General features: G+C 30.4%; 20 protein-coding genes. 3 read left to right on the top strand and 17 right to left on the bottom strand.

All coding sequences use genetic code 11. The features are described from left to right. Nucleotides 1-51: 51 nt before the first annotated feature. From holA to GEMHA0001_RS06950, 4 genes are read right to left on the bottom strand one after another with little or no spacing between them, the layout of a single operon-like run. Entirely contained in the window at nucleotides 52-1,032 is a 981-nt protein-coding gene (holA, locus tag GEMHA0001_RS06965) for a DNA polymerase III subunit delta (RefSeq protein ID WP_003145123.1), read from the bottom strand. Continuing rightward, nucleotides 1,032-2,957 (bottom strand): ComEC/Rec2 family competence protein, encoded by a 1,926-nt coding sequence (locus tag GEMHA0001_RS06960; RefSeq protein ID WP_003145024.1) that lies wholly within the window; start codon nucleotides 2,955-2,957, stop codon nucleotides 1,032-1,034. The genes holA and GEMHA0001_RS06960 overlap by 1 nt, the downstream gene beginning before the upstream one ends. 2 nt (nucleotides 2,958-2,959) lie before the next feature. Continuing rightward, a complete protein-coding gene (locus GEMHA0001_RS06955) occupies nucleotides 2,960-3,421 on the bottom strand; it encodes a ComE operon protein 2 (protein ID WP_003145233.1) in 462 nt (153 codons plus the stop codon). A 2-nt stretch (nucleotides 3,422-3,423) separates the two neighbouring features. Beyond that, nucleotides 3,424-4,056, bottom strand: a complete 633-nt coding sequence (locus tag GEMHA0001_RS06950) for a helix-hairpin-helix domain-containing protein (protein ID WP_003145111.1) — start codon at nucleotides 4,054-4,056, stop codon at nucleotides 3,424-3,426. Nucleotides 4,057-4,220: 164 nt separating this feature from the next. Between GEMHA0001_RS06950 and GEMHA0001_RS06945 the strand changes: the two genes are divergently transcribed. Next, nucleotides 4,221-4,589, top strand: coding sequence for a PH domain-containing protein (locus GEMHA0001_RS06945; RefSeq protein WP_003145152.1), 369 nt, complete (start codon nucleotides 4,221-4,223; stop codon nucleotides 4,587-4,589). A gap of 76 nt (nucleotides 4,590-4,665) precedes the next feature. Here GEMHA0001_RS06945 and mnmA read toward each other — a convergent pair whose 3' ends face one another. The 9 genes from mnmA to GEMHA0001_RS06900 form a co-directional block, all read right to left on the bottom strand. Next, nucleotides 4,666-5,778, bottom strand: coding sequence for a tRNA 2-thiouridine(34) synthase MnmA (gene mnmA / locus GEMHA0001_RS06940; protein ID WP_003145275.1), 1,113 nt, complete (start codon nucleotides 5,776-5,778; stop codon nucleotides 4,666-4,668). 2 nt (nucleotides 5,779-5,780) lie between these two features. After that, complete coding sequence (locus tag GEMHA0001_RS06935; RefSeq protein ID WP_003145256.1) at nucleotides 5,781-6,902, bottom strand: cysteine desulfurase family protein; 1,122 nt, start codon at nucleotides 6,900-6,902, stop codon at nucleotides 5,781-5,783. 146 nt (nucleotides 6,903-7,048) lie between these two features. Beyond that, a complete protein-coding gene (locus tag GEMHA0001_RS06930; RefSeq protein WP_003145077.1) occupies nucleotides 7,049-8,110 on the bottom strand; it encodes a hypothetical protein in 1,062 nt (353 codons plus the stop codon). Between the two features lie 30 nt (nucleotides 8,111-8,140). Continuing rightward, nucleotides 8,141-8,950: a phosphotransferase family protein gene (locus GEMHA0001_RS06925; protein WP_003145596.1), complete on the bottom strand. Its 810-nt coding sequence runs from the start codon at nucleotides 8,948-8,950 to the stop codon at nucleotides 8,141-8,143. 89 nt (nucleotides 8,951-9,039) lie between these two features. Then, nucleotides 9,040-10,080: a tRNA (adenosine(37)-N6)-threonylcarbamoyltransferase complex transferase subunit TsaD gene (gene tsaD, locus GEMHA0001_RS06920; protein ID WP_003145021.1), complete on the bottom strand. Its 1,041-nt coding sequence runs from the start codon at nucleotides 10,078-10,080 to the stop codon at nucleotides 9,040-9,042. Continuing rightward, nucleotides 10,067-10,519, bottom strand: a complete 453-nt coding sequence (rimI, locus tag GEMHA0001_RS06915) for a ribosomal protein S18-alanine N-acetyltransferase (RefSeq protein ID WP_003145020.1) — start codon at nucleotides 10,517-10,519, stop codon at nucleotides 10,067-10,069. The genes tsaD and rimI overlap by 14 nt, the downstream gene beginning before the upstream one ends. Beyond that, nucleotides 10,503-11,171, bottom strand: a complete 669-nt coding sequence (gene tsaB / locus GEMHA0001_RS06910; protein WP_003145162.1) for a tRNA (adenosine(37)-N6)-threonylcarbamoyltransferase complex dimerization subunit type 1 TsaB — start codon at nucleotides 11,169-11,171, stop codon at nucleotides 10,503-10,505. Before tsaB ends, rimI begins: the two co-directional genes overlap by 17 nt. Further along, nucleotides 11,165-11,617 carry a tRNA (adenosine(37)-N6)-threonylcarbamoyltransferase complex ATPase subunit type 1 TsaE gene (tsaE, locus tag GEMHA0001_RS06905; RefSeq protein ID WP_003145527.1) on the bottom strand — a complete coding sequence of 151 codons (453 nt, stop codon included), beginning with the start codon at nucleotides 11,615-11,617 and terminating at the stop codon, nucleotides 11,165-11,167. Before tsaE ends, tsaB begins: the two co-directional genes overlap by 7 nt. Nucleotides 11,618-11,859: 242 nt before the next feature. After that, on the bottom strand, nucleotides 11,860-12,450 hold the full coding sequence (locus GEMHA0001_RS06900) for a nitroreductase family protein (protein WP_003144946.1): 591 nt from the start codon (nucleotides 12,448-12,450) through the stop codon (nucleotides 11,860-11,862). A 171-nt stretch (nucleotides 12,451-12,621) separates the two neighbouring features. Here GEMHA0001_RS06900 and GEMHA0001_RS06895 point away from each other — a divergent pair, with 171 nt between their 5' ends. Together GEMHA0001_RS06895 and GEMHA0001_RS06890 are read left to right on the top strand one after the other, a co-directional pair. Then, nucleotides 12,622-12,966 carry a winged helix-turn-helix transcriptional regulator gene (locus GEMHA0001_RS06895; RefSeq protein WP_003145354.1) on the top strand — a complete coding sequence of 115 codons (345 nt, stop codon included), beginning with the start codon at nucleotides 12,622-12,624 and terminating at the stop codon, nucleotides 12,964-12,966. Nucleotides 12,967-12,970: 4 nt separating this feature from the next. Continuing rightward, nucleotides 12,971-13,519 (top strand): hypothetical protein, encoded by a 549-nt coding sequence (locus GEMHA0001_RS06890; protein ID WP_003145374.1) that lies wholly within the window; start codon nucleotides 12,971-12,973, stop codon nucleotides 13,517-13,519. Nucleotides 13,520-13,656: 137 nt separating this feature from the next. On the opposite strand, the gene GEMHA0001_RS06885 is transcribed toward GEMHA0001_RS06890, so the two are convergent. The 4 genes from GEMHA0001_RS06885 to GEMHA0001_RS06870 all read right to left on the bottom strand — a co-directional run bounded on the left by GEMHA0001_RS06885 (nucleotide 13,657) and on the right by GEMHA0001_RS06870 (nucleotide 26,778). Further along, entirely contained in the window at nucleotides 13,657-22,596 is an 8,940-nt protein-coding gene (locus GEMHA0001_RS06885; RefSeq protein ID WP_003145352.1) for a Rib/alpha-like domain-containing protein, read from the bottom strand. A gap of 488 nt (nucleotides 22,597-23,084) precedes the next feature. After that, nucleotides 23,085-24,167: a zinc metalloprotease gene (locus GEMHA0001_RS06880; protein ID WP_003145456.1), complete on the bottom strand. Its 1,083-nt coding sequence runs from the start codon at nucleotides 24,165-24,167 to the stop codon at nucleotides 23,085-23,087. A gap of 11 nt (nucleotides 24,168-24,178) precedes the next feature. Continuing rightward, on the bottom strand, nucleotides 24,179-25,345 hold the full coding sequence (locus GEMHA0001_RS06875) for an ATP-grasp domain-containing protein (protein ID WP_040464504.1): 1,167 nt from the start codon (nucleotides 25,343-25,345) through the stop codon (nucleotides 24,179-24,181). 122 nt (nucleotides 25,346-25,467) lie between these two features. Continuing rightward, nucleotides 25,468-26,778: an isochorismatase family protein gene (locus tag GEMHA0001_RS06870; RefSeq protein WP_003144932.1), complete on the bottom strand. Its 1,311-nt coding sequence runs from the start codon at nucleotides 26,776-26,778 to the stop codon at nucleotides 25,468-25,470. Between the last annotated feature and the right edge of the window lie 204 nt (nucleotides 26,779-26,982).

Below are 26,982 nucleotides of genomic sequence, written 5' to 3'. Positions count from 1 at the left end.
TTTATAATTTTTCTTCTTTTGTAATAATGAGAAAAGTACAAAAACACAATATTATTTTAGCTCCTCAATTAATTTATTAATAAACAAATCTAAAATCAAATATTTATCCATATATGATGATTTCAATAACTTATCATAATCAGCAGCTAAAATTAGTGTCTTCATAATCTTGTCCACACTATAATTTCTAATACCTTGTGCAGCAAGTTGTACTCTATATGGATGAACTCCTAATTCTCTAGCTATATCTTTTTGTGAATAGTGTTCATTTAGTAGAACCTTTACTTTATAGTATATTCTTAATTGTCCACTAATAAGTGATAATAAGAAAATCGGTTCCTCTTTTTTTAACACTAAAGAATTGTAGACTACTCTTAGTTTAGAATAATTTTTTCCGAACAACTCGTTAGTTAAACTAAACACATCGTATTCTAAACTCCTTGTTGCTAGTAATTCGATATCTTCTCTAGCAATTACTTTCTTCTCTTCACAATAAAGAAGTAGTTTTTCTAATTCTTTTTTTATATTAGCAAAATCTAATCGTGTATAATTCACAAGAAATTCTGCATCATCTCTTGAAATTTTCAAATTAGCTTCAGCAACTGTTTTCACTATATAGCTAGCTATTTCCTTTTCATCGAAATTTGAAAATTCCTTAACTTCTCCTACTTCTTTAATTTTCTTTATAAGTTTTTTTCTACTATCAATCTTTTCAGAAATCTTTAAAATCAATACGACTTCTTCACTAATATTATCCAAATAACTTATTAATGTATCCACATTGTGCTCTACTTTAATCTTCTTAGGTTTAGCAAGTAGGAAATTACAGTTTTCTGCAACTACTACTTTTTCATTCCCAAATAAACCACTGCTTCTACATTCATACACTAATGACTCCAATGTATTTTCATGCATATTTATTTTTATATAGTTAAATTCATCCAAGTCTTTTAAATACTTTTTAGCTATACTCTTTTCATAATCATTAATGGCTTCAAAATTTTCACCATATATTACATAGACATTTTTCATTAATTATCTACCTCAATTTCAAATTCAGAATTCTTATTCTTTACTCTAACTTTTTTATTATGATAATAAATAGAACTCTTTCCAAACTTCATCTCTATATCCTCTTTAAGAACAATATAATCAATTTTTTTATACTGCGCCATATTCTTTATTTCTTGTAATTTTTTTTCTAAACTATCTATTACAACAACTTTTCCAACCAGGCCTTTTGCTATAAGATCTAGAGAATATCCACTCTTGTTCTTTTTCGCAGAAGTCAAAAGTAAATAATCAAATTTATATTTTCCTTCATAATTAAAAAGCAAATCGTACTGATTTATTATATCATAATCCTTATCATTTTTTCTGTAATCTGTATAAAAATTTTGAATATTATTAGATGTATTTATTAATAGATTATTCTTATTTTCTCTAATATATAAAACACTCTCTTTCCCTATTTTTACATCTTCGATATATGATTTAGGCGTATATGTTGCCCCTAAACAAATTAAAATTACCACAAGAACTCCATAAACAGCATTCATATATTTGAATTTATTCAAATTTATCAATATTGATAAAACAACAATAAATATAACTATTATAAAAAATATGTTTAACTTACCTATGCGAATAGGTTGAGCAATTAAAAACAACTCCTGAATTTTATCGAATACTTTGAAAGCAATATTTAATATTGGTCTACAAATAATATTAAAAACTTGGGCATTTATTAGGAATACAAGATAGCTAAAAATAACTAAAGGAAAAATCACAACACTAAAAATTGGTACTAAGATAATATTACTAAATACAGAAATATAAACAATATTATAAAAATTATACATTAATATCGGAATACTTGCTAATGTAGAAATTACACTGATTCTAAGCGCACTATGGAATTTATTCTTAGATTTTTTAATATAACTTTCGGACATCAGTAGACTAAATGTAATTAAAAATGATAATTGGAAACCGATATTAAAAATAAGTAACGGATTATACATTATTAATATTAGAAAAGTAAATAACAAACTGCCCAACTTATCTATATTTTTTCTTCTAAGCAAGATATAAAATATAATCATAAAACCTGCCCTAAGAACAGAAGCGCTAGCTCCACTAAGCAACATATACAATGGAACTATTATCAAGATAATTTTCTCAATATATTCAATACTTACTCTAAATTTTAATAAGATAAAGTATATTAGAGAAATAAGTACACCTATGTGTAATCCTGAGATAGCTAATAAATGACTTGTTCCTAAATTTTTAAAAGAATTTATGTCATCTTTTAATAAATATCCTTTATCTCCGAAAATTAAAGCCTGAAAATAACCACTTTTATCAAAGGTTAGTTCTTTATTAATTTTCAAACTCAATTTATTCCTAAAAGTTATAAATTTAAAGTATACAGAATCTATATTTTTAACCGCTTGAACTTCATTAATAGTTAATCTTTTAAAGATTCCTCTATTCTCATTATATTTTTTATAATCAAATGAATAAAAATTAGTCTTTTCTGAAATATCTTCTATATTAGCATTTACTAATAATTTCCCACCCCAAAATTTTTCTTTAAAAAATTTCTTTTCTTCTTCACTCTTGACTATATAACTCACTAGCACCTTCTCATCTGAAAGATAGCCAATAGAAGACACATAGGCTCCATTAACATCAAATCTATCAGAAACTACTAGTTCTAAATTTTTATTTTCACCATTACCTAGATGCGTAATGTTATTCTTTTGTTCATATGCTCCCCGAATAAAAAAAGCTAAGAAGACTATTACACAGATAATAGTTTTCCTAGCATTAAGATTTTTATTTTTCCAAGTTATCAGTAGAAAAATAACAATACATAGCATAGATATTATTACATTATAATTTAATAATATCGCCCCTAATGCTAGTAAAGAAAGTTGTAAGTATATCATTACTATTTATTTAGTAACCTTTCTACTACATTATTTACGTCGTAATCTACTTTTCTTACGACAACTCCTGATTTTTCTAATAACTCTCGAGCATATTCATTATTTCTATAATCATTTGCATAGCAAATTTCTTTTATCCCTGCTTGAATTATAGATTTTGTACAATTCAAACATGGGAAGTGTGTAACATAGATAGTTGCACCCTCAGTTCCAACACCGAACTTAGAACATTGTAAAATAGCATTTATCTCAGCGTGAATTGTTCTTACACAATGCCCTTCTACTACTTTACAACCAACATCTATACAATGTTCATCCCCTTTAATTGAACCATTATAACCACCAGAAACTATTCTCTTATCTTTAACTATCGTCGCTCCAACAGATAATCTGCTACAAGTCGATCTAAGTGATAATAGATGGCTTTGAGCCATAAAGTACTCATCCCAACTAATTCTCTGCATAACTATACCTCTATTTTATCTTTAATTTTCTCAAAAGTAGCTTTACCTATACCATGTACTTTTGTAATATCTTCTTTCTTTTTAAAATCCCCATTTTTTTCTCTATATGAAATTATTGCCTCAGCCTTCGTTTTTCCAACTCCTGAAATTTTCATAAGTCGCTCTTTATTAGCAGTATTAATATTAATCACATCTGTATTAGATGAACTACTACCACCATCAGATATTTGTTTCGGCTTTTCACCATGCTTAAGGACATAAATAACCATCTGATCTTTTACTTTTTGACTCAAATTCAAAGTAGAAGTATCAGCATCATCCAAAAGTCCACCGGCTTCTTCTATTAAATCTTTTACCCTTTTATCTTTTGTCGTTTCAAATACCCCAGGATGTTTTACTGCACCTTTCACATCAACAAAAATCTTTTCATCGTGTCTATTTTCAGCTTTTTCATCCTTATTATTAGTCTCATTACTAATATTAGAAAAACTAACACCACTATAATCTTCTGTCTTATTTTTATTAAAATAAAATAAACCACCGATTATTAAAACAAGACTACACACAAATGCCAAAATAATAGACTTAACATTTTGTCTAAAAAATAATACGACATCTTCCTTTTTAATATTCATATGTCTCTCCCCCTAGTACCTATATTATATCATTAAATCTATTATATTAGTACTGAAAACATAATTATAGTACATTATTTATAATTCATATATTTTATGTTATACTGATAAAAAATCACAAAATTCAATCAAATAATTAATTTTTTAAAATAAGGAGAAACATTATGGCTAACGAAATGAATTTATTAAACTGGACATTTTTTAGAGAAGTTGCTATCCCTCAAGATATTGCAAACTTATTGATAAACGGCGAACAGCCTGTCGCAGCTTTTGCAACAATAAGAGATGTTGCTGTGTTTACTGACAAAAGACTTATAGTAAAAGATGCACAAGGAATTACAGGGAAAAAAGTAGAAATCTATTCACTACCGTACTCTTCAATACTAATGTGGTCAACTGAAAATGCGGGTAAAATCTTTGACTTGAATGCTGAAGTAGAACTTTGGACTAAAGTTGGTAAAATAAAAATTAATCTAAAAAAAGATATCGATATTCGTAGATTTGATACATTACTAGCTCAATATATACTATAGTCTTATAACTTAGAAATAAAAACTAAAAATCCTAAAAATTAGAGTTTTTCTCTAACTTTTAGGATTTTATTAAATATTACAGTTGAAGTTTTTTCCCATCTTTATATACTTCGTCGATAATTGCTCCACCTAGACAAACATCTCCATCATAGAAAACAACCGCTTGTCCTGGAGTAACCGCACGTACCGGTTCTTTATAAACAACTTTTACTTTGTTATCTTCTAATACTTCTACTTCTACTTCAGTATCTGGTTGACGATATCTGAATTTTGCAGTACATGTGAATTTATTAGGTTGTGGATTTTTCGTTGTAAATGATAGTGAACTTGCTAGTAAACTATCTGAATATAGTTTTTCATTGTGGAATCCTTGGCAAACATACAATACATTATTTTCAAGGTCTTTACCACATGCAAACCATGCTTCTCCTTCTGTATCTTTAGTTCCACCAATACCTAGTCCGTGACGTTGACCGATTGTATAGTGCATTAAACCGATGTGTTCTCCACGTACATTTCCATCTAAGTCTACCATTTTACCACCTTGAGCTGGTAGGTATTGAGATAAAAATTCTCTAAAGTTTTTCTCACCGATAAAACAAATACCTGTTGAGTCTTTTTTCTTCGCTGTAGCAAGACCTGCTTCTTCTGCAATCTTACGAACATCTTTTTTCTCAAGTTCTCCTACAGGGAATAGGATATTTTTGATTTGATGTTGTTTTAATTGAGATAAGAAATACGTTTGATCTTTATTATTATCAACACCACGTAACATTAAACGTTCTCCATCAACATCTTTAACTCGTGCATAATGCCCTGTTGCTACATAGTCAGCTCCTAAATCTTCTGCATATTCTAAGAAAACTTTAAATTTAATTTCTTTATTACACATAATATCTGGGTTAGGTGTACGACCTTTTTTGTATTCATCTAAGAAGTAAGTGAATACTTTATCCCAGTATTCTTTTTCAAAGTTTATAGAGTAATACGGAATATCTAATTGTTCGCATACTTTAATTACATCTTCATAATCTTTTTCTGCAAGACAAACGCCTCTGTCATCTTTTTCTTCCCAGTTTTTCATGAAAACACCGATAACATCATATCCTTGTTGTTTTAGAAGATATGCTGTGACCGATGAATCAACTCCACCACTCATTCCAACTACTACTTTTTTGTTGCTATTCATTATTAATTCCTTTCTTTAATTCTTTTCTCTAAAGTTGCAATCTTTTCTACAACTTCATCAATTAATTCTTTGCTTGTATCAAAGCCAACACTCATTCTTACAGAATGTGCAGCACGTTCAATATTATACATCTCTGTTATTATACGACTTCCTTTAATATTTCCTGAACTACAAGCAGATCCGCCAGAAATATAAACATCACGAGCATCTAGATACGTAATAAGTCGTTGTGCTTCAATATTTTTAAAATAAATATTCAATATATTCGGCAATGAATTCTCTATAGATCCGTTTACTTCAAACTCAACTTCATTTTTCTCAAGTTCAGAAATAAAGTAATGTTTCAATTCTCTAAGAGCTGGAATTGAATTTAATGTCTCTGATAAACAGTCATTAAGAACTAGTATCCCTAATAAATCTGTTGTTCCAGAACGAAGACCATTTTCCTGACCTCCACCTAAAAGTAATGGTTCAACATCTCCATCTTTTGCGTATAAAAATCCAAAATTATTAAGCGAACCAATTTTATGAGCTGATGCTGAAGCAAAATCTAATCCTAATTCTTTCACATCAATTTCAACTTTACCTAATGCTTGAACAATATCGCTATGCAATAGTATATTTTTATCCGCAATAAGTTCTGAAACCTCTTTTATAGGATTTAGTACCCCTGTTTCATTATTTGCTAACATAATTGAAATCAATACTGTCTTAGAATTAATCTTCTCTTTCAATTCATCTAGCGATATAGCTCCACTTTCATCTACTGATAATTCATGAACCTTAAATCCAAACCTTTCAAGTCTCTTAGCACTAGCTCTAACTGATGGATGTTCTATAGATGAAATTATTATTTCTCCAGTTTCAAATCTAGTTAATACATGATTAAATACTGTATTATTACTTTCAGTACCACCTGAATTAAAAATTATTTCATTACTACTTGCGTTTAGAGTATTAGCTATTTTTTCACGACCTTCACGAACTAGCCTATTATTTTTCTTTCCTAGAGTATGGCCACTACTTGGATTAGCATAAACTTCTTTTAGTATATTCATATTCTTTTCTATGATATCAAAATGTTTTCTTGATGTTGCTGCGTAATCTAAATAAATATTCGCCATATCATCGCCTCCTATTATTAATCATATTATATTTTAACACAAATAATAGTCAAATAAAATCAATACCACTTTATGATATATAAATATATTGGATATAAAATTATTAATCCCTTTCTTATCAATATAGAAAGGGACTAATATTAATTTTATTTAGTTTTTTCTCTAAGTTTACTTATGACTATTATTAATATTGCTAATACTCCTGAAACATACAACAATATATTTTGTTCCTCTAAAATAGGAGTATTAACCACTCGTGGTTGAGTGTATACTAAGTAACAAAATGTCATTGGATAAAATAGAAGTTTTGCAGATCTTATAGCACTAACTTTCTTTAATACTCTAACACTACTAACAATCAGAACAGTTACCAGAATATACATCCAATCAATTGGTAGTTTTCCGAAAAAGTAAGCAGGTATGATACAAATAAAACTCATGAAAGCTATTATTTTAAAGATTATTGTATATACTGTATACATAAAATCCGCAGAATTTTTTAATTTGAATAAGCCATTAACAATAATTAAAATAAAAATATAAGTACCTATAGTAAGTTTAATTTCATTACTAATATTGTAGTTAGACCCTTGTGTAATAAATGTAGAAATATTCATATATATGTACATTATTATAATCGGAATATATGTCCAAACATACGCTAGGAATTTACTGTTTTCAAAATATGGTACTTCCCATTCCCAGATGTACTGTCTATCAATTACTTCAAGAACAAGGGCATTTAAAAACGTTCCTGCTATTAAATTAAAAAGAACCTCTTCAAAATTTCCACGAGCTAACATTAACATTATAAAATTAACGATTACAAACAATCCGGCTCCCAAGAAACCTGCAAAATATATCACCATCATTGCTGGTGAATTTTTAGAAGCACTCTGCCCGTATTTATTAAGATATTCTGTATTTTCTACTACTAAATAATTATATATATTTGAAATATTTGAATTATCTTGTTTATTTTTTAATATACCAGCCAACAAAGATCTTACAGGGAAAAATTCAATTTTTGTAAAATCTATATTACATATTTCTGTCCAAAACTCATCATTCATTTCTGAATCCTTAGAAACTAGTTTTGACAGTTCTCGCATACTTTTTAAATCATTAACGTTTTCTTTCAACTTATCGACTAAAAGTAATGCTTGTCTATGACTTTCTCCTAACTTTTTTTCACTAATATTATTCACTCTTCAACTCTCCTATTCCTTAATAGTTATTTAAATGTAATAATTTACAACATCTTCTAACATCTTTAATCCTAACTTCTCAAATTCTTTATCTTTAACACGTAGGGTGTAGTTTAAAATACCTAATGCCGATATGAAAATCATGCAGTACTCTAGTTCCTCAGAAAGAACTTCCTCATTTGAATGTTTATAATAATGTTTTAAAAATAGATCTTTTTTAAATTTATCATTATCTAAATCTTGATAGAAATATTTAATAAAATCTAAATAATAACTAGCATATTTAACTCTTTCGAAATCTATTAATACTAGATTATCGTCTTTTCTCATAATATTTCTAAGACCGAAATCTCCATGAATTAAAACTAGTGTTTTTTCATACTCTTCTTCTAATTTACTAATATTTTTTAAAAATCTAGAATGAAGCTTACTTATTTTAGTATACTCTTTTCTAGAAGCTAATCTATATACATTTTTTTCTAGAACTTTTTCCAATGAAATTTCTTTGTCATTTTCAATTGAGAGACAATTTCCTCTATAAAAATCAGATATTAACACTGCAATTTTTATTATATCTTCATCATTTATGTTTTCCTTATTTAGTGGAGTAAAGTCTTCATATTTCAATACTAGTGCAGAATACTCAGAAAAATCTAATAAAAAATTACCTTTATTTCTTAAAACTTTATACTCTAGTTTATATTTTAATGGATCTTTAAAAATTTTAACGAATACTCGTTGTCCTAATCTTTTAGAAAATCCTATAAAATGCTTATTTTCAGAAATATGATTTATTTGTTGTAAATTAGTATCTAATAATTCATCAAGTTGTTTTTTCATAATTACACCAAAACATTTATAAAAAGAGCGTGACTCAAAAATCATAATTTTAAAAAATCAATTTTGACGAGTCAGTTCCCTTCTAATGTTTATCCTCTAACTTCTTCTAAGTCTAATGTTGACTTCGCATTTAGCGTTAATGGATTAGCGAATATATTATTTTTATAATAATAGTATCCTACAGCTCCCATCATCGCAGCATTATCACTACAATAACTCATTTTTGGAATAAGTACTTCTACTCCTAATTGTTGTTCTAGTTCTAAGACTTGCTTACGCAGTTCACTATTACCTGCAACACCACCTGCTAAAATCAACTGCTTAACACCTAGATTCACAATAGATTTCTTAGTTTTTGCAATTAAAACTTCTACTACCGCTGTTTGGAAGCTGCATGCTAAATCTTCAGGTACGATCTCTTCACCACGTTGTTTTGCATTATGTACAAAGTTAATCACTGCTGACTTCATACCTGAAAAACTAAAGTTATAATCGTCACTATCAATCATCGCACGAGGGAATTTATACTTATCTTCACCTAATTTTGCTAGTTTATCTACTTTAGGACCCCCAGGGTACTCAAGATTTAACTGTCTAGCTACCTTATCGTAAGCTTCACCTACAGCATCATCATGAGTAGAACCGATTATTTCAAAATCAAGTTCATCTTTTAAATATACAAGTTCAGTGTGTCCTCCACTAACTACAAGTGCTAGTGATGGGTATACTATATCATTATCAATATTACTAGCATAGATATGACCTGCAATATGATGTGCTGCAATTAGAAGTTTATCTAAAGCATAACTTAATGTTTTCGCCACATTAACACCAACTAGTAATGAACCTATTAATCCCGGTCCTTGTGTTACACAAATTGCATCTATTTCATCTAATGCTGTTTTTGCTCCTTCTAGCGCTTCTTCAACAATCTGCATCACTACTTCTATATGTTGTCTACTCGCTATTTCAGGTACTACCCCGCCAAATTGCTTATGTGTTTCAATTTGACTACTTACAATATTCGATAGTACTTCTTTACCATTTTTAACTACAGCTACACTAGTTTCATCACAACTTGTTTCTATAGCTAATATGTTTATATTATCTAAATTCTTAAATTCGTTCATTGCTAAAATCCCTTATCATTACATAAGCATTTTCGCCATTATTTTTGTAATAATTCTTTCTTATATCTATAGTACTAAATCCTGCTTTCTCATAGACAGTTATCGCCGGCATATTACTTACGCGAACTTCTACAATCGCTTTTTTTACACCTTTTAATTTTAAAAGTTGCATAACGTAAGTGAAGAAAATTTGACCTAGTTTTTTATTTTGGTGCGGTTTATCGATAACTATTTTGTTAACTTGATATTCATCAGCAACTAGCCAACCACCACAAAAACCAATAATTTCATCATCGTTAAATAATCCATAATATTCTGCATTAGCGTGTTCTAACTCAGATTTAAACATCTCTTTTGTCCACGCATCTTCAAAATTATCTATATCAATTCTTGATAATACATCTAAATCATTAACATCTACCTTATTTACTTTTATCATTCTCAAGTTCCCTTTCTGCTTCAGTTTTTCTTAAATATTGTGGTTTCATATTATAACAATCCACTTCTTCTAATGAATCGTATATTTTTACAACATTAGCTGCTCGAACCATTTCATTATTTTTTAATCCATCAAGAAGGAGTTCATTTAACTTTTCTATATCTTTACTGATGTATACATATTCTTTGTTCTGAGAAACAAGGAAATCATTGATTTCTTCAAGTGAGTAATACCCTTCTTCTAATGTTTCTATTAAGTTTCCCCCAATATTTTCATATACTGCACCAAAAACATTACCACGTCGTGCATCAATAAAAGGTACAAGTAGCTTATTACTATCAAACTCCAATAACGCCTGTAATTTTAAAGAAGAAACTTTTTTCAATTTAATCTTAAGTGTATAAGCTAGTGTTTTACATACTGCTGCAACTACACGGATAGCTGTATATGAACCTGGTCCCTCACTAGATATTATTTCTGTTAAATCAGTTTTTTTCTTATTTGCTTCTTTTAAGCATTTTTCTATTTCTTCTAAAATAACCGAGGACAAGTTATTACTACATACAAAGTTTTTTTCGGCTAGAATATTTTTTTCTTCAAAACATGCAATTGAACACACACCATTCGAAGCTTCTACAATTAAACTTACCAATTTTCACATATCCTTTCTTCTATTTTCTCATATTCACCATTAGAAATAATTTCAACTTCTCTATGGTCATCTACTAATCGAATATTAAAAATTAATCTTTCTTTTGGTAAAAAGTCTTCAATAAACTCTCCCCACTCAATAACACTAACATTATCTTCAAAGAAAATATCTTCAAATCCTAAATCTTCATCACTATCTTCTAAACGATAAGCATCAATGTGATATAACTTTCCATTAGGATACTTATATTCTTTCATAATATTAAAAGTTGGTGAGTTAACCACACTCTTAACCCCTAAATATTCTGCTAAATACTTAGTAAAAGTTGTTTTCCCTGCTGCTAAATCTCCATTTAACAAAAGTACTAATCTATCTTCTATACCTTCACTAACTATTTTTGCTAAACGTTTAGTATCTTCTAAATCTTTTATTACTATTTTTAACATTATTAAACCTTCTAAATCTTTATTTATATACCAACTACTATAATATCATATTTACCAGTATATTCCAACAACTAAAGGTACAAATAATATTTATAGAAATAATCATTTATCACAAAATCAAGCGTCTTTCCCTACATAAATCATTCGTTTAGTAATCATTTCTAATAAAATCATAAAATAACGCCAAGATATCACTATCTCAGCGTTATTATTACTCATTTAATCCGTCGTTAAATCAAATCCTATTTTACTACTCTTACTCTTGAAGTTCTTTCAATTGGTGCAGCTTCTTGTAATTTTTCACCAAATGGCATTTGAGCACGTAGTACTAAGTTTGCAGGAATATTCCATTCAGCAGCAACTTTTTCATCAATTACTGGGTTATAGTGTTGAATGTTAGCTCCAACTCCAGCCTCTGCTAATGCATTCCAAACTGCAAATGATGCAATTCCTGTTGATTGTTCTGACCAAATTGGGAAGTTATCAGCATATGATGGAAATTGTTCTTGAAGACCTTTTACTACATCGTGATCTTCGAAGAATAAAATTGTTCCATATGCTGCAGCAAAACTATCGATTTTACCTTTTGTAGCCGCTTTAGCTTCTTCATTTGGTAAGAATTTTTCTAATTCATCAAATGTAATATCCCATAATTTTTGGTGATTTTCACCTAGTAAAACTACTGCGTGTGCAGTTTGTGAGTTAAAAGCACTTGGTGAGTATTTAACTGCATTATCGATAATTTCTAATGCATCTTGTTCTGAAATTGGTAAATTTTTACCTAGTGCATAAACACTTCTTCTGTTTTGATATAAATTTTTTGCTTCTGTCATTGTTATGTCCTCCGTTTTTTAGCTATTGCCAAACTTTATTATTTGCTTTATAATTGTTATATATATAATTATAATATTTACCAAAATTTTATCAAGTACGTTTTTTTAGAATAGTAAGTATCTTTTAAGATAGAATTGTATAATACCAACGAAATTTTAAGGAGATTTTTTATGGAACAACAAGAACCTTTTGGAAATTGCCCCTTTTTTACAACTCAAAAAATATTGTCTGGAAAATGGACAATATTAATTCTTCATCTACTGGAGGATAAAAGTGTTAGATTTAATGAGTTACAAAGATCACTAGGAACAATTACCCAAGCTACATTAACAAAACAATTAAAGCAATTAGAACAAGATAGATTAATAAATCGTAAGGTTTATGCTCAAATTCCACCAAAAGTTGAGTACAGCTTAACTGATATCGGAAAAAAATTCCAATCAGTACTAAATGAATTAGAAATTTGGGGAAATGACTACATAGAATATTTAAAAGAAAACAAAGAAGCAGTATAAAGTTATGGAAAAACTAAATGAAATTAAATCAAAACTTCATCTACTTTCAGATGAACAATTAGATATAATACATAGACTTATTTCAACTTGGAAGATTGAAGACAATAAAATTCAAACAGATGAAAATCTTGTCAAAAAAATATATGAAAGTACAATTTCACCTATAGAAGATCCTTTAAAAAATTATTCAAAAGAGGAACTCTTAGAAGAATACGGTGTGTTATTTTATAATCCGCAAGAATCAGCTAACGAAAATTTTGGAGAAATTTCCATCGAGTATAATTATGATGATAATCATACAACTCCAAGTTATAGTGACCAGATAGAACTTAACAAATTTTTTAATATTGCGGATAATAATACCTATTTTGAAACAATTAATTCAAACAAATTTACTTTTGACAACCCCTCAAACATTAACATCTCTAATATTGAATTCGACGATTTTGATCCACTATTTCCTGATACAGATTTCGATTCTTTAACAGGTCTAAATAAAAGTAAATACGATGATTTAGACTTTTCAGCATTAATTTCGAAAAAACCTAAATAAACATAAAAAAGAATCTAAACATTAACACTAGTTTAGATTCTTTTTTTTATTTCCTTCTAAACTCTTTCTTCTCTTGACATTTCATTATCAATCTCAATATATATAAAAAGAGAAGCAAATCGCTTCTCTTTTTATTATTATTTTTGTTTACGTCTTCTTCTTAGTCCAACTAATCCTAAAATTGCTAATCCTAATCCTGCTAATGCAGAGTTTTCATCAGCTATACCTGTATTAGGTAATACTTTTTCTCCTGTTTTAGCTACAGGAGCTTTTGGTGCTTCTGGAGTAGCTGGTACTTCTGGTGTTGACGGTTTTTCAGGACGTGGTGCTGGAGTTTCTTTCTTAGGAGTTACTGTTACTGGTACTTCTACTTCAACAATTTCTCCTGTTGGTAATTTAACTTTAACTTTAACACTTGGTTTTTGTCCTGCTGTTTCTGTTGTTGGGATTTCTCCAACTTCTACGATTTCAGCACCTTTTGGTAATTCAACATGTTTAATAACATCCTCTTTAGTAATTGGAGTTCCTACTTCTACAACTATTGGAGTTGTTTTTACTGTTGGTCTTGGAGCTGGTGTCGCTTTTGGTGTTACTGTTACCGGTACTTCTAACTCAACGATCTCACCTGTTGGTAGTTTAACCTTAACTTTAACAGCTGTTTTTTGTCCTGGTGTTTCTGTTGTTGGGATTTCTCCTACTTCAACTATTTCCCATCCTGGCTCTTTAGGAAGTTCAATGTGTTTCTTAACATCATCTTTAGTAATAGGTGTTCCTACTTCTACTTCGATTGGTGTTACTTTTGGTGTTGAAATAACAGGTACTTCTAACTCAATTACTTTTCCATTTGGTAATTTAACCTTAACTTTAACACTTGGTTTAACTCCTGCTGGAATTGTTGATGGAATTTCACCGATTTCAACAATTTCCCATCCTGGTTCTTTTGGTAAGTCGATGTGATTCTTAACATCATCTTTAGTAATAGGTGTTCCTTGAGGAACGATAATTGTACTTACTTTTGGTGTAACAATTACTGGTACTTCTACTGTAATTTTACGTCCATCTGGTAATTCTACTTCTACAGTTACAGATGTTTTTTCACCTGGTGTTGCAGTTGTTGGGATTTCTCCAACTTTAGTAACTTTCCATCCTTTTGGAAGGTCTACATGTTTCTTAACATCTTCTGCAGTTACTGGAGTCCCTACTGTTACTACTACTGGAGTAACTTTAGGTTTAACAATTACTGGTACTTCTATTGTAATTTGTTTTCCATTTGGTAATTCAATTACTACTGGAACCACTGGTTTAACACCTGGTGTGTCTGTTCCTGGTTTGTCTCCGATAGAAACAATTTTTCCACCTTCTGGAATCTTAACATTTTTCTCAACGTCTTCATTAGTTATTGGGTCTCCAACATTCTTAACAATTTCTTTAATTGGTGTTACTGTTACCGGTACTTCTACTGTGATTACTTTTCCATTTGGTAATTCTACAGTTACTTTAACTGGGTCTTTCTTACCTGGTGTTGTTAAGTCTGGAATGTTTTCTACATTCGTTACTTTTCCACCTTCTGGAATCTTAATACCTTTAGTGTAATCTTCTGGTGTTAATGGTGTTTTCGTTACCGGTGTTTCGATTTCCTTAACTGGTGTTACATTTACCGGTACTTCTACTGTAATTACTTTTCCATTTGGTAATTCTACAGTTACTTTAACTGGGTCTTTCTTACCTGGTGTTGTTAAGTCTGGAATGTTTTCTACATTCGTTACTTTTCCACCTTCTGGAATCTTAATACCTTTAGTGTAATCTTCTGGTGTTAATGGTGTATTAGTTACCGGTGTTTCGATTTCCTTAACTGGTGTTACATTTACCGGTACTTCTACTGTAATTGTTTTTCCATTTGGTAATGTTACAGTAACTTTTACTGGAGCTTTCTTACCTGGTGTTGTTAAGTCTGGTAAGTTTTCTACATTTGTAACTTTTCCACCTTCTGGCACTTTAACATATTTAGCAATATCTTCTTTTGCTAAAGGTGTATTCGTTACTGGCGTTTCGACTGGTGTAGGTACAGCTTCTACAACATTGACTGGCACTTCAATTACTTTAGTAATTTCATTTCCATCTTTATCTGTGTATTTAACTTGTACTTTTGCTGGTTTTTGTTCACCTGTTTTATCTGTTCCAGGAGTTGTTTCAACATTTGTTACTGTAACTGTTACACCTTCTGGAAGACCTTCAAGTTTTTTAGCTGCTTCTTCTGCTTTTTCTTTAACAACTTTTGCTAATTCAGTTTTATCACTATTTTTCGGTACTACTACACCTTCTGGTTTAACTTTTGGTAATACTGTTACTGGTACTGTTACTGGTTCTTCAACATTGTTAGGATATGTTACTTTTGTAGTAACTTTAACATCTTTATCTCCAACTTTACCTTCTGTTGTTGGGATAGCTTTGTTGATGTCTTCATCAGTTACAGGTGTTTTAGTTCCATCTGTATCAGGGATGATTGCTTTGTTTACATCTTCAGCTTTTGGTTGGTCACCTTCTACAACGTATACAGGTTTAACATCTGAACCTTTAACATTTACTGTTACAGGGATTGTAGTTGTGTAGTCTTTTCCATCAACTGTGTATGTTACTGGTACTTCTACTGTCGTTACTCCAGTTCCTTTTTTAGCAGTTACTGTGTCTTCTATAGCTTTTGTTACATCACCTACAGTTACTGTTGCACCTTTTGGTAATTTATCTGTAAAGTCTTTTGCTTGAACTGCTTCTTCAGCTTTTGCTTTTGCTAATTCTTTCAGTTTGTCTGGAGTTGTATTCTTAGCTACTGTTACTTCACCTTTAGCTACTGGTAATACTGTTACTGGTACTGTTACTTTCTCAGGGTCTTTAATTCCTGGGTAAGTTACTGGTACTTCTACTGTTACATCTGTAGCTCCTGCTTTTCCAGCTGTTTCTGGTAATGTTGTTGGTTCTCCAACTGTTCCACCTTGTCCTGGTGTTACTGCATCTTTAGCTTTTGTTGGTTTTTCACCTTCGAATAGTACTACTGGTTTAGGTGTTGAACCTACTACTGTTACTGGTACTTCTACTTCTTTAGTTCCAACAACATTTCCTTTATCATCAGTATATTCAATAACAACTGTTGCTGGTTTTGGTTTTCCTGTTTCAGTTACTTCAGCTGTTGTTGGTGTAGTTCCTGCTTTCACTTCTTTAACTTTTACAGTTACACCTTCTGGAAGTTTATCTTTTGGTAATGCAGCTACTACTTCTTCGGCTTTAGCTTTAACTGCAGCTTCTAAGTTTTCGCTTCCTTTAAGAACTGTTAACCCTTCTGGTTTCACTAATGGTAATACTTTAACAACTGCAGGTACTTCTACAAGTTTATCTTCACCATCTTTAGCTACTACTGTTACTTTCTTGTCTCCAGGTGTTGTTGTGTCTACATCACCATCTTTATAAGTGAATTTAGTACCTTCTGGGTATTGTTCAGGATCAATACTTTCATCAGCTGATGGTTGTGGTTTAGCAGGATCTTCAAACACATATTGTGTCTTAGGATCTACTACCATTACTTTAGCTGGTACTTCTACAATTGTTTTTCCATCTAATTCAGCTACAACGACTACATCTTTTTCACCTGATGTCGTTGTATCAACTGGTTCTTTATATTTAAATTTAGTTCCTTCTGGATATTCTTCTGGGGTAATGCTTGATTTAACATCAGGTTGTGGTTTCTTAGGATCCGCAACAACAAATTGTGGTTTACTATCAACTACACGTACTGTTGCTGGTACTCTTACTAATTCGTTACCTTCTTTATCCGTTACGATAACCTTAACTTGTTTATCTCCAATTGATGATGTATCTGGATCTTTTTCATAAGTGAATTTTGCACCTTCTGGATAATCAGCTGGATCAATACTATCTTCTGCTTTTGGAGCAGTTGTTGGATCTACTGGTACGATTTGTGGGTATCCTTTAACAACTTTCACTGGTACATTAACAGTTTCTTCACGTTTATTATCCCCTGAACCATATGTTACTGTTACAGGAGCTGTTAACGTTTCATCACCAACTTTATCAGTTGTATCAGGAAGTTTAGTTTCATCTACTGTTTTCTCATTTCCTTTAGTAGTAACCGCATCTTTTAATTTTTCTGAAGATGGTTTATCTCCTTCTACTACATAAACAGGTTTGGCAGTTGAAACTTGTGGTTTAACTTTAATTGTAAACTCTTGATCTATTTCTTTCTTAGTATCAAACGTTGGATCCTGATCAAATGGATTATCTACAATATCATATCCCATAGATTTCAAAACATCAACACGCGCTTGAACTTTTTCTTCTGGAATTTTATCTCCTGATTTACCAGCAAGATCATCAATATTATATTTCGCATCTAATGGTGTTTCAACACCTTTATCATCTACTGAAACAAATTTAACTTTTGCTTTTTGATCATCTTTGTCATAGGTAATCTTGATGTTTGTTTTTGGATCCGTAATTTTCGGTGGTTTATATCCTTGTTCTGGATTTGCAGGATTTACTGGTTCTAATGGTGTTCCATTTCCATCTTTCGGAGTATATCCATCTTTATGAGGAATAATTTCCGTAATTTCTCCTGTTTTCGTTGGATCGTTTGGATCATTAGGGAATGGAATTGGTTCTCCATCTTTACCTGTTGCTGGATCTACTGGAATCCAACTTCCAATCTTCGTATAAGTAACTTTATCAGTTTCATCAGGAATTACTTTTGTATCTTTTGCAGGAGTTACTGCTTCTTTCGCTGGAACTTCTTTTTTATCTGCAATATATCCAGGTAGAACATCTACTTCGACTTTATCCCATGTTTTATTTGGGCTTTCCCAATCTGTATAAGTTACTTCTTTAGTAACAAGATTAACGCTCGCTTTTCTTGTGAATGGCACCGTTTGAACAGTATCATCCTTAGCTTTTACTTCAGGTGCTGTATCAGAATCTTTCTTCACATATGAAATCACACGTTTAGCAGTTGTGTTCAAATCAGATTCAGTTAAGCCTTCTGGCCATTTAAGCTCAGGATTTTCCCCATTTGGATCTACTGGACTATCTTTTTCATGAGGTGTTGATGAAGGAACTTCAACAATTCTAGGTTTTACAACAATTTTAAATGTTTGAGAAGGTGCTGATGAACCATCTGTTGGGTTAACATCTTCCTTATCATCAAAAATTGGATGATGATTATCTTGAGTATGATATTCATCACTTTCTACTTCATAACCTTGGTTTTTAAGTTCTTTGATTTTGTTATCAACGTCCGTACTTGCTGGTAATTCTGAACCAGATTTACCTGTTAAATCAAAGCTAGAAACAACCTCATTAGCTCCTCCATCTACTTTTTTCTCAATAACCACTTTAGCTTTCTGAGTTGACGGAGTATACGTAATTGGCGATGTTCCAAAATTATCAGCTGGTGTAAATCCTTCCGGAACATTGTATCCTTGTGTTGGATCGTTTGGATTTTTCGGTGTTAATTCTTGTCCGTTATATACTGGAGCATATCCTGGTACATAAGGAATTGTTACAGTGCTAAAGTCCCCTGGTTTTGTTGGATCTGTTAGATGATTTGGATAATTTATTTTATCCGGAGCTCCTTGTGGTTTCTTACCTGCTGGGTACTCAGGCACAAACGAACCAATCTCCTTATAAAGAACTTTCTTCACTTCAGGAGATACTGTTCCATTTTGTGCTGGCTTAGGAGCATCTTTTTCTGGTACAAGTTTATCCGCATTATCTACTAATAAATAATTATTTATAACTGGAGATTCAACTGAATTGTACTTACCTTTGGTACCATCTGCTGTAGCATCTGTTAATTTATCAGCTCCATTGTAAACTTCCCAATCAGAGTAAGTTACCTCTTTTGTTTCTGGGTTAACCGTTGCTGTACGTTTATAAGTTACTTTTTGTACTTTTTCAGCATATAGAGGAGTTGCATCATCTTTGTTTGCATCTTCTTCTTTTAGATACTTAATTGTACGTGTAACTTCTTTAACTAAATCTTCACGAGCAACTCCTGCTGGATATTTACCAAGATTTTCATCTCCTTCTTTTACAGGTTTATCTGCTGTTTTTGGAGATACTGGAGATGTTGTACTTGGATTTGTTGGATCAGTTGTTACTGTTGGATCTACTTTGATTAAGTCTAATACGTGTACCGTTACATCAGCTTCTGTTGATTTCTTACCTTCACTATCAGTTGATTGTACTTTTACAGTATAATCTCCAACTGTAGTTGTATCTAAGTTACCTGCATCACTTACTGCGATTGTTGGTTTAGTAGAATCAACACCATCACGATCATCTTCTAAATCAGTTGCTGATGGTTTAGCTTTTTCTAAAACTTTAGCATTGTTCCATTTATCAGCTTCTTTTGTTTTATAAACATATAAATCTCTTTTCTCAACTGCTACTGTTGGAGCTTCGTTTAGAACATTAGCATAAGCAGGATCTGATTCGTTACCTGCTTTATCAAGCACAGTGACTTTGATACGTTTGTCCGGATTTGTTGTCTCATTCGCTTCCGTTAAATCTGTACCTGCTGGAACTGGAACAACTAATTTACCATCACGTACTTCGACTTTTGTTGCACCATTATACCAACCATCAGCTTTCTTCGTTAGAGTAATTGGTGTTTTACTATTCGGTAAAGTAACTTTTAATGAAGTTAATCCACCAATAGCTTCTTTAATATTGTCTACCTCAGTGTTAGCATCACGGTTCGTTCCGTTATTTCTATCGTTTTCAACGATATCTTGTTTTTCTCTAGTTTCATCTGTTAAGTTTTTTTGTTTTTCCGTAGGAACAGAAACTAGCAACTCTTTAACTTGATTTTTATCAGTTTTTTCACCATTAATACTATCTGTATGGACTGGTTCTACTGTAGGAGCAACAGGTTTAACAGTATCAATATAAATTGTTTTATTGTAGTAGTAATCAGGTTTATCTGTATTTCCAAGGGCATTGAATGTATTTCTATATGGACTATTTGGATTTACAACAGCTCCATTTTCTAACACCCTGTTTCCTTGTAAATCTGTAAATCCTTCTTTAATTTCTGCAGTTACTTTAAAAGTAGCAGTCCCTTTAAAGTTTTTCGCTGTTGTGAAATCAATACCGAATGTTCGAGTTCCATTTTTGGCAGGAACAGAATCCCCCGCATTGAATTTTAATCTAAGTGTTCTAGTTGTTTCATCATATGATACCACTTGGTAAGGACCAGGCCAATTCCATTCATTAGCTTTTTTAATTGAATCTTTTAATTCAACACCTTCAGGAATTTTAATAGTGTATTCATATGCACCATAAGTTGGTAATCCCCCAACATTTTTAACTGTAACTTTTAATTGACCAGACTCGTTATCTTTATATAATACATCTTCACCATATTCAGAAGTTGATTTACCACGAACGACGTCTGTTGTCATTTCTAAAGCTGCACCGACAGTTAAGTTAACTCCCCCTACAAAGTATCCATCTTCAATTTCTGTTTTACCTTTTACTGGGTAAGTCTTTTTAAATGCTGGACCATCTTCTAGTGCTTTAATAGTTACCTTAATTTTTTTAGTAGTATTTGGAGTATTAATAATAGTTCTCCAAAAACCAAAACCATTTCCATTACCACCATCACCGTATGGAGTTGAAACGTGTGTTGTTTCACTATTATTATTAGCATCTCTTAGTGTTGTTAATACTTCACCTGTATCTGCATCTGTAACTGTAATTTCTACTTTTTCTCCAGTACCAGCAGTTCCCATATTACCGTAAGCTCCACCTGTTAAAGCACTAAGGTATAGTCTAGAATTTGGATTGACATTAAATTCTTTAGAAATTTGTGTACCTTTCTTATTTAATTGAATATAATAACCTTTCCCTACAGCTGAATGTGCTGCATTATTTAAAGGAACACCAGGTACACTTGAGTAGTTAACACCATTTGCATAGTTTTGATTGGCTTTATTAGGCGCTAAAGGATTATTTGGAGTAGGAGTATCGTTATATTGTCTGTCAATACTTCCATTATTATCGTAAACTTTAGATGGTTTCGGATCAAATCCAGCAGGTCTATCCGCTGCAAATTCTGTTGGAGCTTCTGGTTTAATCGCTGTTACATAATTATTTGTTCCTTCTATTTTCCATCCATCAATTTCATTTTCAATTCTCTTTTCTTTCCAATTATATGTAATTTTACCAAGCTTCACTGGAGCTGGCTTTGGACTAGAAGCATTATTTCTTGAATATTGATTTTCAACAGTTGCGGATTTTGTTTTAACATCTTGAGTATTAAAATCAATATCTCCAAATTGATTTTTCAAACTTGAAATAACGTTATCTACTGGGTTAGCTCCTACCCCTCTTTTATTATTACTAGTAGGACCTTCTGCTGCTTGTTCTCCTACACCGGTAGGTGTTGCTCTAAACCCACTTTCCCCTTTTCCTGGTATAGCTTTTCCATTACGTGGATCATTATTTTTATTAACTTTTTCTTCTTTAGGTTCAGTAGATACTTTCTTCATACTTTCTAGTACGAAAGCTTTATTTTTTAGTTCTACTACTTTTCTGTTTATCTCTTCTTGAGTAGCTGTTGAATCTTGTGCTAAATTTTGTGCTGATGCTAATTCTAATTTAGCTTCTTCTATGAATGATTTTGTTTTGTCATTTACTCCAGCTTTTTCTATAGCAACCTGCAATCTATTAATTGAATTTTCTAATTCTGTTTTATTAAGCTGTTTCTCGACTTTAGGTTGTGATGAATCTACATTCCCTGCTTTTAAATTCTTAGTCTCGTCTTTTTCTACTAACCTACTACTTGTATTATTCTCAGTATTTAATTTTGTATCTGGACTAGGCTTATCAGTTGCTAAAGCTGTGCTATTTTCTGCATTATCACTAGCAAATGCATTTGTTCCTAAAAATGCAAAACCTGCGGCTATCAATACCGAAGCCGTTCCTACTTTGAATTTTTTTATACCGTAGTAATTAATTTTTTCTTGTTTCTTCTGAATAATCATTCTCTTATTATTCTTACTGTACATTTTTTATATCCTCCTTATCTAAACAATAAAAAATATAATATCTAAGTAATGTTAACGCGAATATTTTCATTATAATAATTACGTGATTTAAATTATCATTTTTTAAGATTTTTTCATCGCTTAAATTAATTTTACCTATTAAATAAGCCTATGTCAATAGATTTACTGCTATTTTAAGTATATTTAAGTTAAAAAGAAATTTCATTTTCATAATAAAATAGTTGTTTGATTTATGAAATAATCTTATTTTATTAAAAATAAATTAACATAATTTAATCATCAAAACACCTCTATTAGCTAACTTAATAAACTTTATAAAGTTTACGTATGTTTTCGATTGATTAGAATTCAACTGAAATTCACTATTTTTGATAACGTTTTCTAATTTTCTACATTTTAATTTGAAAATTATCATATATTTTAATAAATATTTAAGTAAAATAAAAGGAAATATCAGTAACCTTTTAAAAAGCTACTGATATTTCTTTTTATTTTATAATCTTATTCTCTAAAAAATCACAGTATCTCATCTCTAGATTTTGAACATATAAATTCGGTGCTTTATTTTTCAATTTTTTAGATTCGGCTAATAAACCTAAAGCTTTCTCATCATCTAACTTTACACCATATTCGTATGTTGCCAGGATATTTTTAGTCTGAGGATTTTTTTGCTTAAGTCGAACTTTTAAACTTTTATCCTTCATAATTTCTTCTAATAGTTCATCTTCTGGATTCACTAAACTTATTAATTTTACTAACAATGCCATAAGTTCAACTTTATAAACAGATAACAAATCATCTCTTTCGGTATATAGTTTTCTTACCTCATTGTATAAAGCATCAAACTCAAAGAAATATTCTAATCCATCTAATTTTATAAATTCTAGTGCATCAGTTAGATAATTAGTATTAGTTATTTCTAATGAATTTATTTTTTCTACTATTTCAGGTTTTTCAATTAATAAATTCTTTCCAATACTTTGATAATATATATATTCCAATTGTAAATGTAATATGAATCTAGTAGTTTCATCTTTACTAGCGTGATAGAACGTCATTCCATCGTTGAATCCCATCGGAATCAAATTTAGAAAAGCTAATACAAATCCTATTAAGGCGAATAGTAAAGTATAATAACTTGGTAAAACTAACCAAAATACAACAGAAAATACTATATTAAACGTTACTCCACCTAATAAGTATAATTTATACTTAAATTTCCCTTCAACATATTCAGGTGCTCTCATCAGACACTGACCGCCAGTTCCTGCCAGTCTTTCAAATCTAATTTTAAGTTTTCCATTTTCATCCTTTATAATTTTAAAGTCAAAAACCCTAAAACTAATAAACTTATATCCTGATAACAATCCAAAAAATAAATGTCCCGCCTCATGAACTATGATATGCAATATGAAGGCTAAAACACCCGCTATTAATAACAATATGCTATTTGGTGTATCCACTTTCGAAAGGGAATCTCCTACAATCTTACCAACAGAATATCCTATTATCGCCCCAACAATCATAATTCCTAATATTTGTAAAAGTCCGTTAAAAATTTTTTTCTTCATAAATTATTCTCCTATTCATTTTTTTCATGAATATAAGTCATCATTTCGCTAATATTTTCCATATTTTCATCTACTAAGATATACATCCACTCTCCCATAGCTGTTGCAAATACTTCCGGTACTCTATCAATTAAACGAAGTTCTTTAGAATATCTATTATAAATATCTTCATTAGTATATTTATAAGTATATTTATCACGTCTCGATAAAGCAACACCATTATAGTTATTCTTTACTTTTTTTGGTGAATTACCAACTACAACATCAGCATACATTTCAAATAAGTCACATTCGTAAGTATGATTATATAAATCAACTGTATATCCACCCGCTATTCTATTATTATATTCTAGCGCAATATAATCATTATTAGGTAATTTGAAAAATTCGATATGGAAGAACCTTTCCTTCATACCAAACTCTTTAACAATATTTCTACCATATTCTTTTAGTTTAGGATCAATTTCTCTAGAAATTATATTTCCATAATCTAGACTATCATTTAATAAATCTAAAGTAGGTTTTGTATAATAAAAACTAGTCTCAAATACGACTTCACCTTTAGAATCAATTAGCCCATCATAAGTGCAAAGGACACCATTATCTATATAACTTTCAATGAAATACACAACCTCTTGATCCCATTGATTTTTAAAATCTTCAACATCTTCTTTTGAGATTAATTTAAACGTATTATTAGCCCCTACTCCATTATTAGGTTTAGCAATTACTGGTAATTTAATATCTTTTATGGCTTTTTCAAGTTCTCTAATATTTTTTACAGCTCTCCCCTTAGCAACTGGGACTTTTGCTTTTATAAATCGTTCTTTCATTTTCGATTTATACTTTGTAAAATCTAATTTTTTAGGTTTTACTCCCGTGATATTAAATTGTTCTCGTATTATTGAATCCAACATTAACCAATGCTCATTGTTAGACTCAACCCTATCTATAACACCGTGTTTATATATTAAGAACGCCACTCCTCTTAATACTTCTTCATAATTTTCTAAATCATTTACTTTGTAATATTCGGTTAGAGAATTCTTTAATCCATCAGTAAGATTATCATAACTTTCACTACCTATTCCTAAGACTTTAACACCTTTTTCAACCAACTTTCTTGCAAAACTTTCCTGTGAAGTTGGAAAATTTGGTGATACTAATAAATAATTCATAATAATCCCTTCTTTCCTAATTTTATTCATTAGTTTACCATAAACTTCACTAATTTTCCAATGAAACATAAAAAAAATATGAATCATATCCCCAACGTTCGGAAAATGATTCATATTGTATTTTATTCTTTTACATTTACTGTTAAATTTTGTAAATATGTTTTAAATGATGAATTAACTTCCTCACTTAAACCTTTAGTAGCATTTAAATCAACTACTATTTCAACTTTTTCATTATATGTTTGTGTCATAATTATATTACTTAAGACACAAATATTTGATACTAAACCACAAAATTCAACTTCTTTATAATCACTACGTGAAATGAACTTAGCTAAGTCTATACTTCCAAATGAAGTTTTATTAAATACCTTTTTAGCATATTTTTCATAACTTGCAACTTTTCCATATAACTTATGCCCTTCACTATCAATTATGCAGTGTTCAACTGGTAAATGTTTACCTTCTCTTGTAGTTAAATAATTTGTATAATGAGTATCTTTTGTGAATATCACGTCTTGTCCAGCTTTTATATATTCATCAATTTTATTAGCAATAACCTGATCAAGTTGATCGGCAGTTTCAAAACCTAATGCTCCGTCTACGAAGTCTTTTTGATAGTCAACAACTACTAATAATTTTTCAGTTGTATCATGTTTTAGCGTTACTCTTAAGTATGCTAAAAATGCAACAAAAGCTAAGAATGCTAAACAATAAAAGATCACTTCCGATTTAAACTTCGGATGGGCTTTAGGGTCTAAAACTACAAACTTCACCAATACTGCTGCTTCTACTAAAAGTAATACAACAATATATTTAATATTCTTTTTAAAGTAAGTAGAAAAGTCTTTCGCACCTAATTTTTTATAAATTAGATAAACAAATAATACTGCAATGCCTAATATAAATATCATCGTACCGTACTTATGCATTAAGTGGAATACATGATGTGCACTAGGTCCAAGAACATAACCTAGAGTAATAAATACTATTACCCAGAATACACCACCTAATGTAGAATATATATGGAATCGTTTTGCATCTATACGTGAAATCCCTGAAAAGTATCCTAAAATATGTCTAACTCCCGGTAAGAAATAAGCTATGACTATAACTATATTTCCAAATTTGTTAAAAAATTCTGCCGCTTTCGTCATTCTATATGGAGTTAATCCTATATATATACCATACTTATCTATAGCCTTTGTTCCTAATCTTCTACCTACTTCGTAAGAAAATTGCATCCCAATTACCGTTCCTAAGGCACTTGCTATTATCATCCCAACGTAGTTACCATGACCATTATATGCCATAATTCCAGCCACAACCATCATAGTTTCACCTGGTAATGGCAGAGCCGCAAATTCCAAGATTAGCGAAACAAATAATATAATATAAACGTGTTCAGCTAATAGTTTAAATAACATTTCCATATATAAACTATTCTCCTTTTTTATTTATTTTCTAGTAAATTATACCATATTTCTCAACTAGTTAAAAGCTAAATAGTTAAAATTTATTTGATATAGATAATATCGTAAATTATCTTATCATACAAAACTAATAATTAGTTAAAAATTCATTTTAAATAGCTATATTTAGTAATTAAAAAACTAGAGTCTAATATTCATTAAAAC

Origin of the sequence: Gemella haemolysans ATCC 10379 (assembly GCF_000173915.1) — a bacterium.
Classification (GTDB): domain Bacteria; phylum Bacillota; class Bacilli; order Staphylococcales; family Gemellaceae; genus Gemella; species Gemella haemolysans.
The sequence above is the reverse complement of the archived record's forward strand: the minus strand, read 5'-3'. Positions and strand labels throughout refer to the sequence as shown.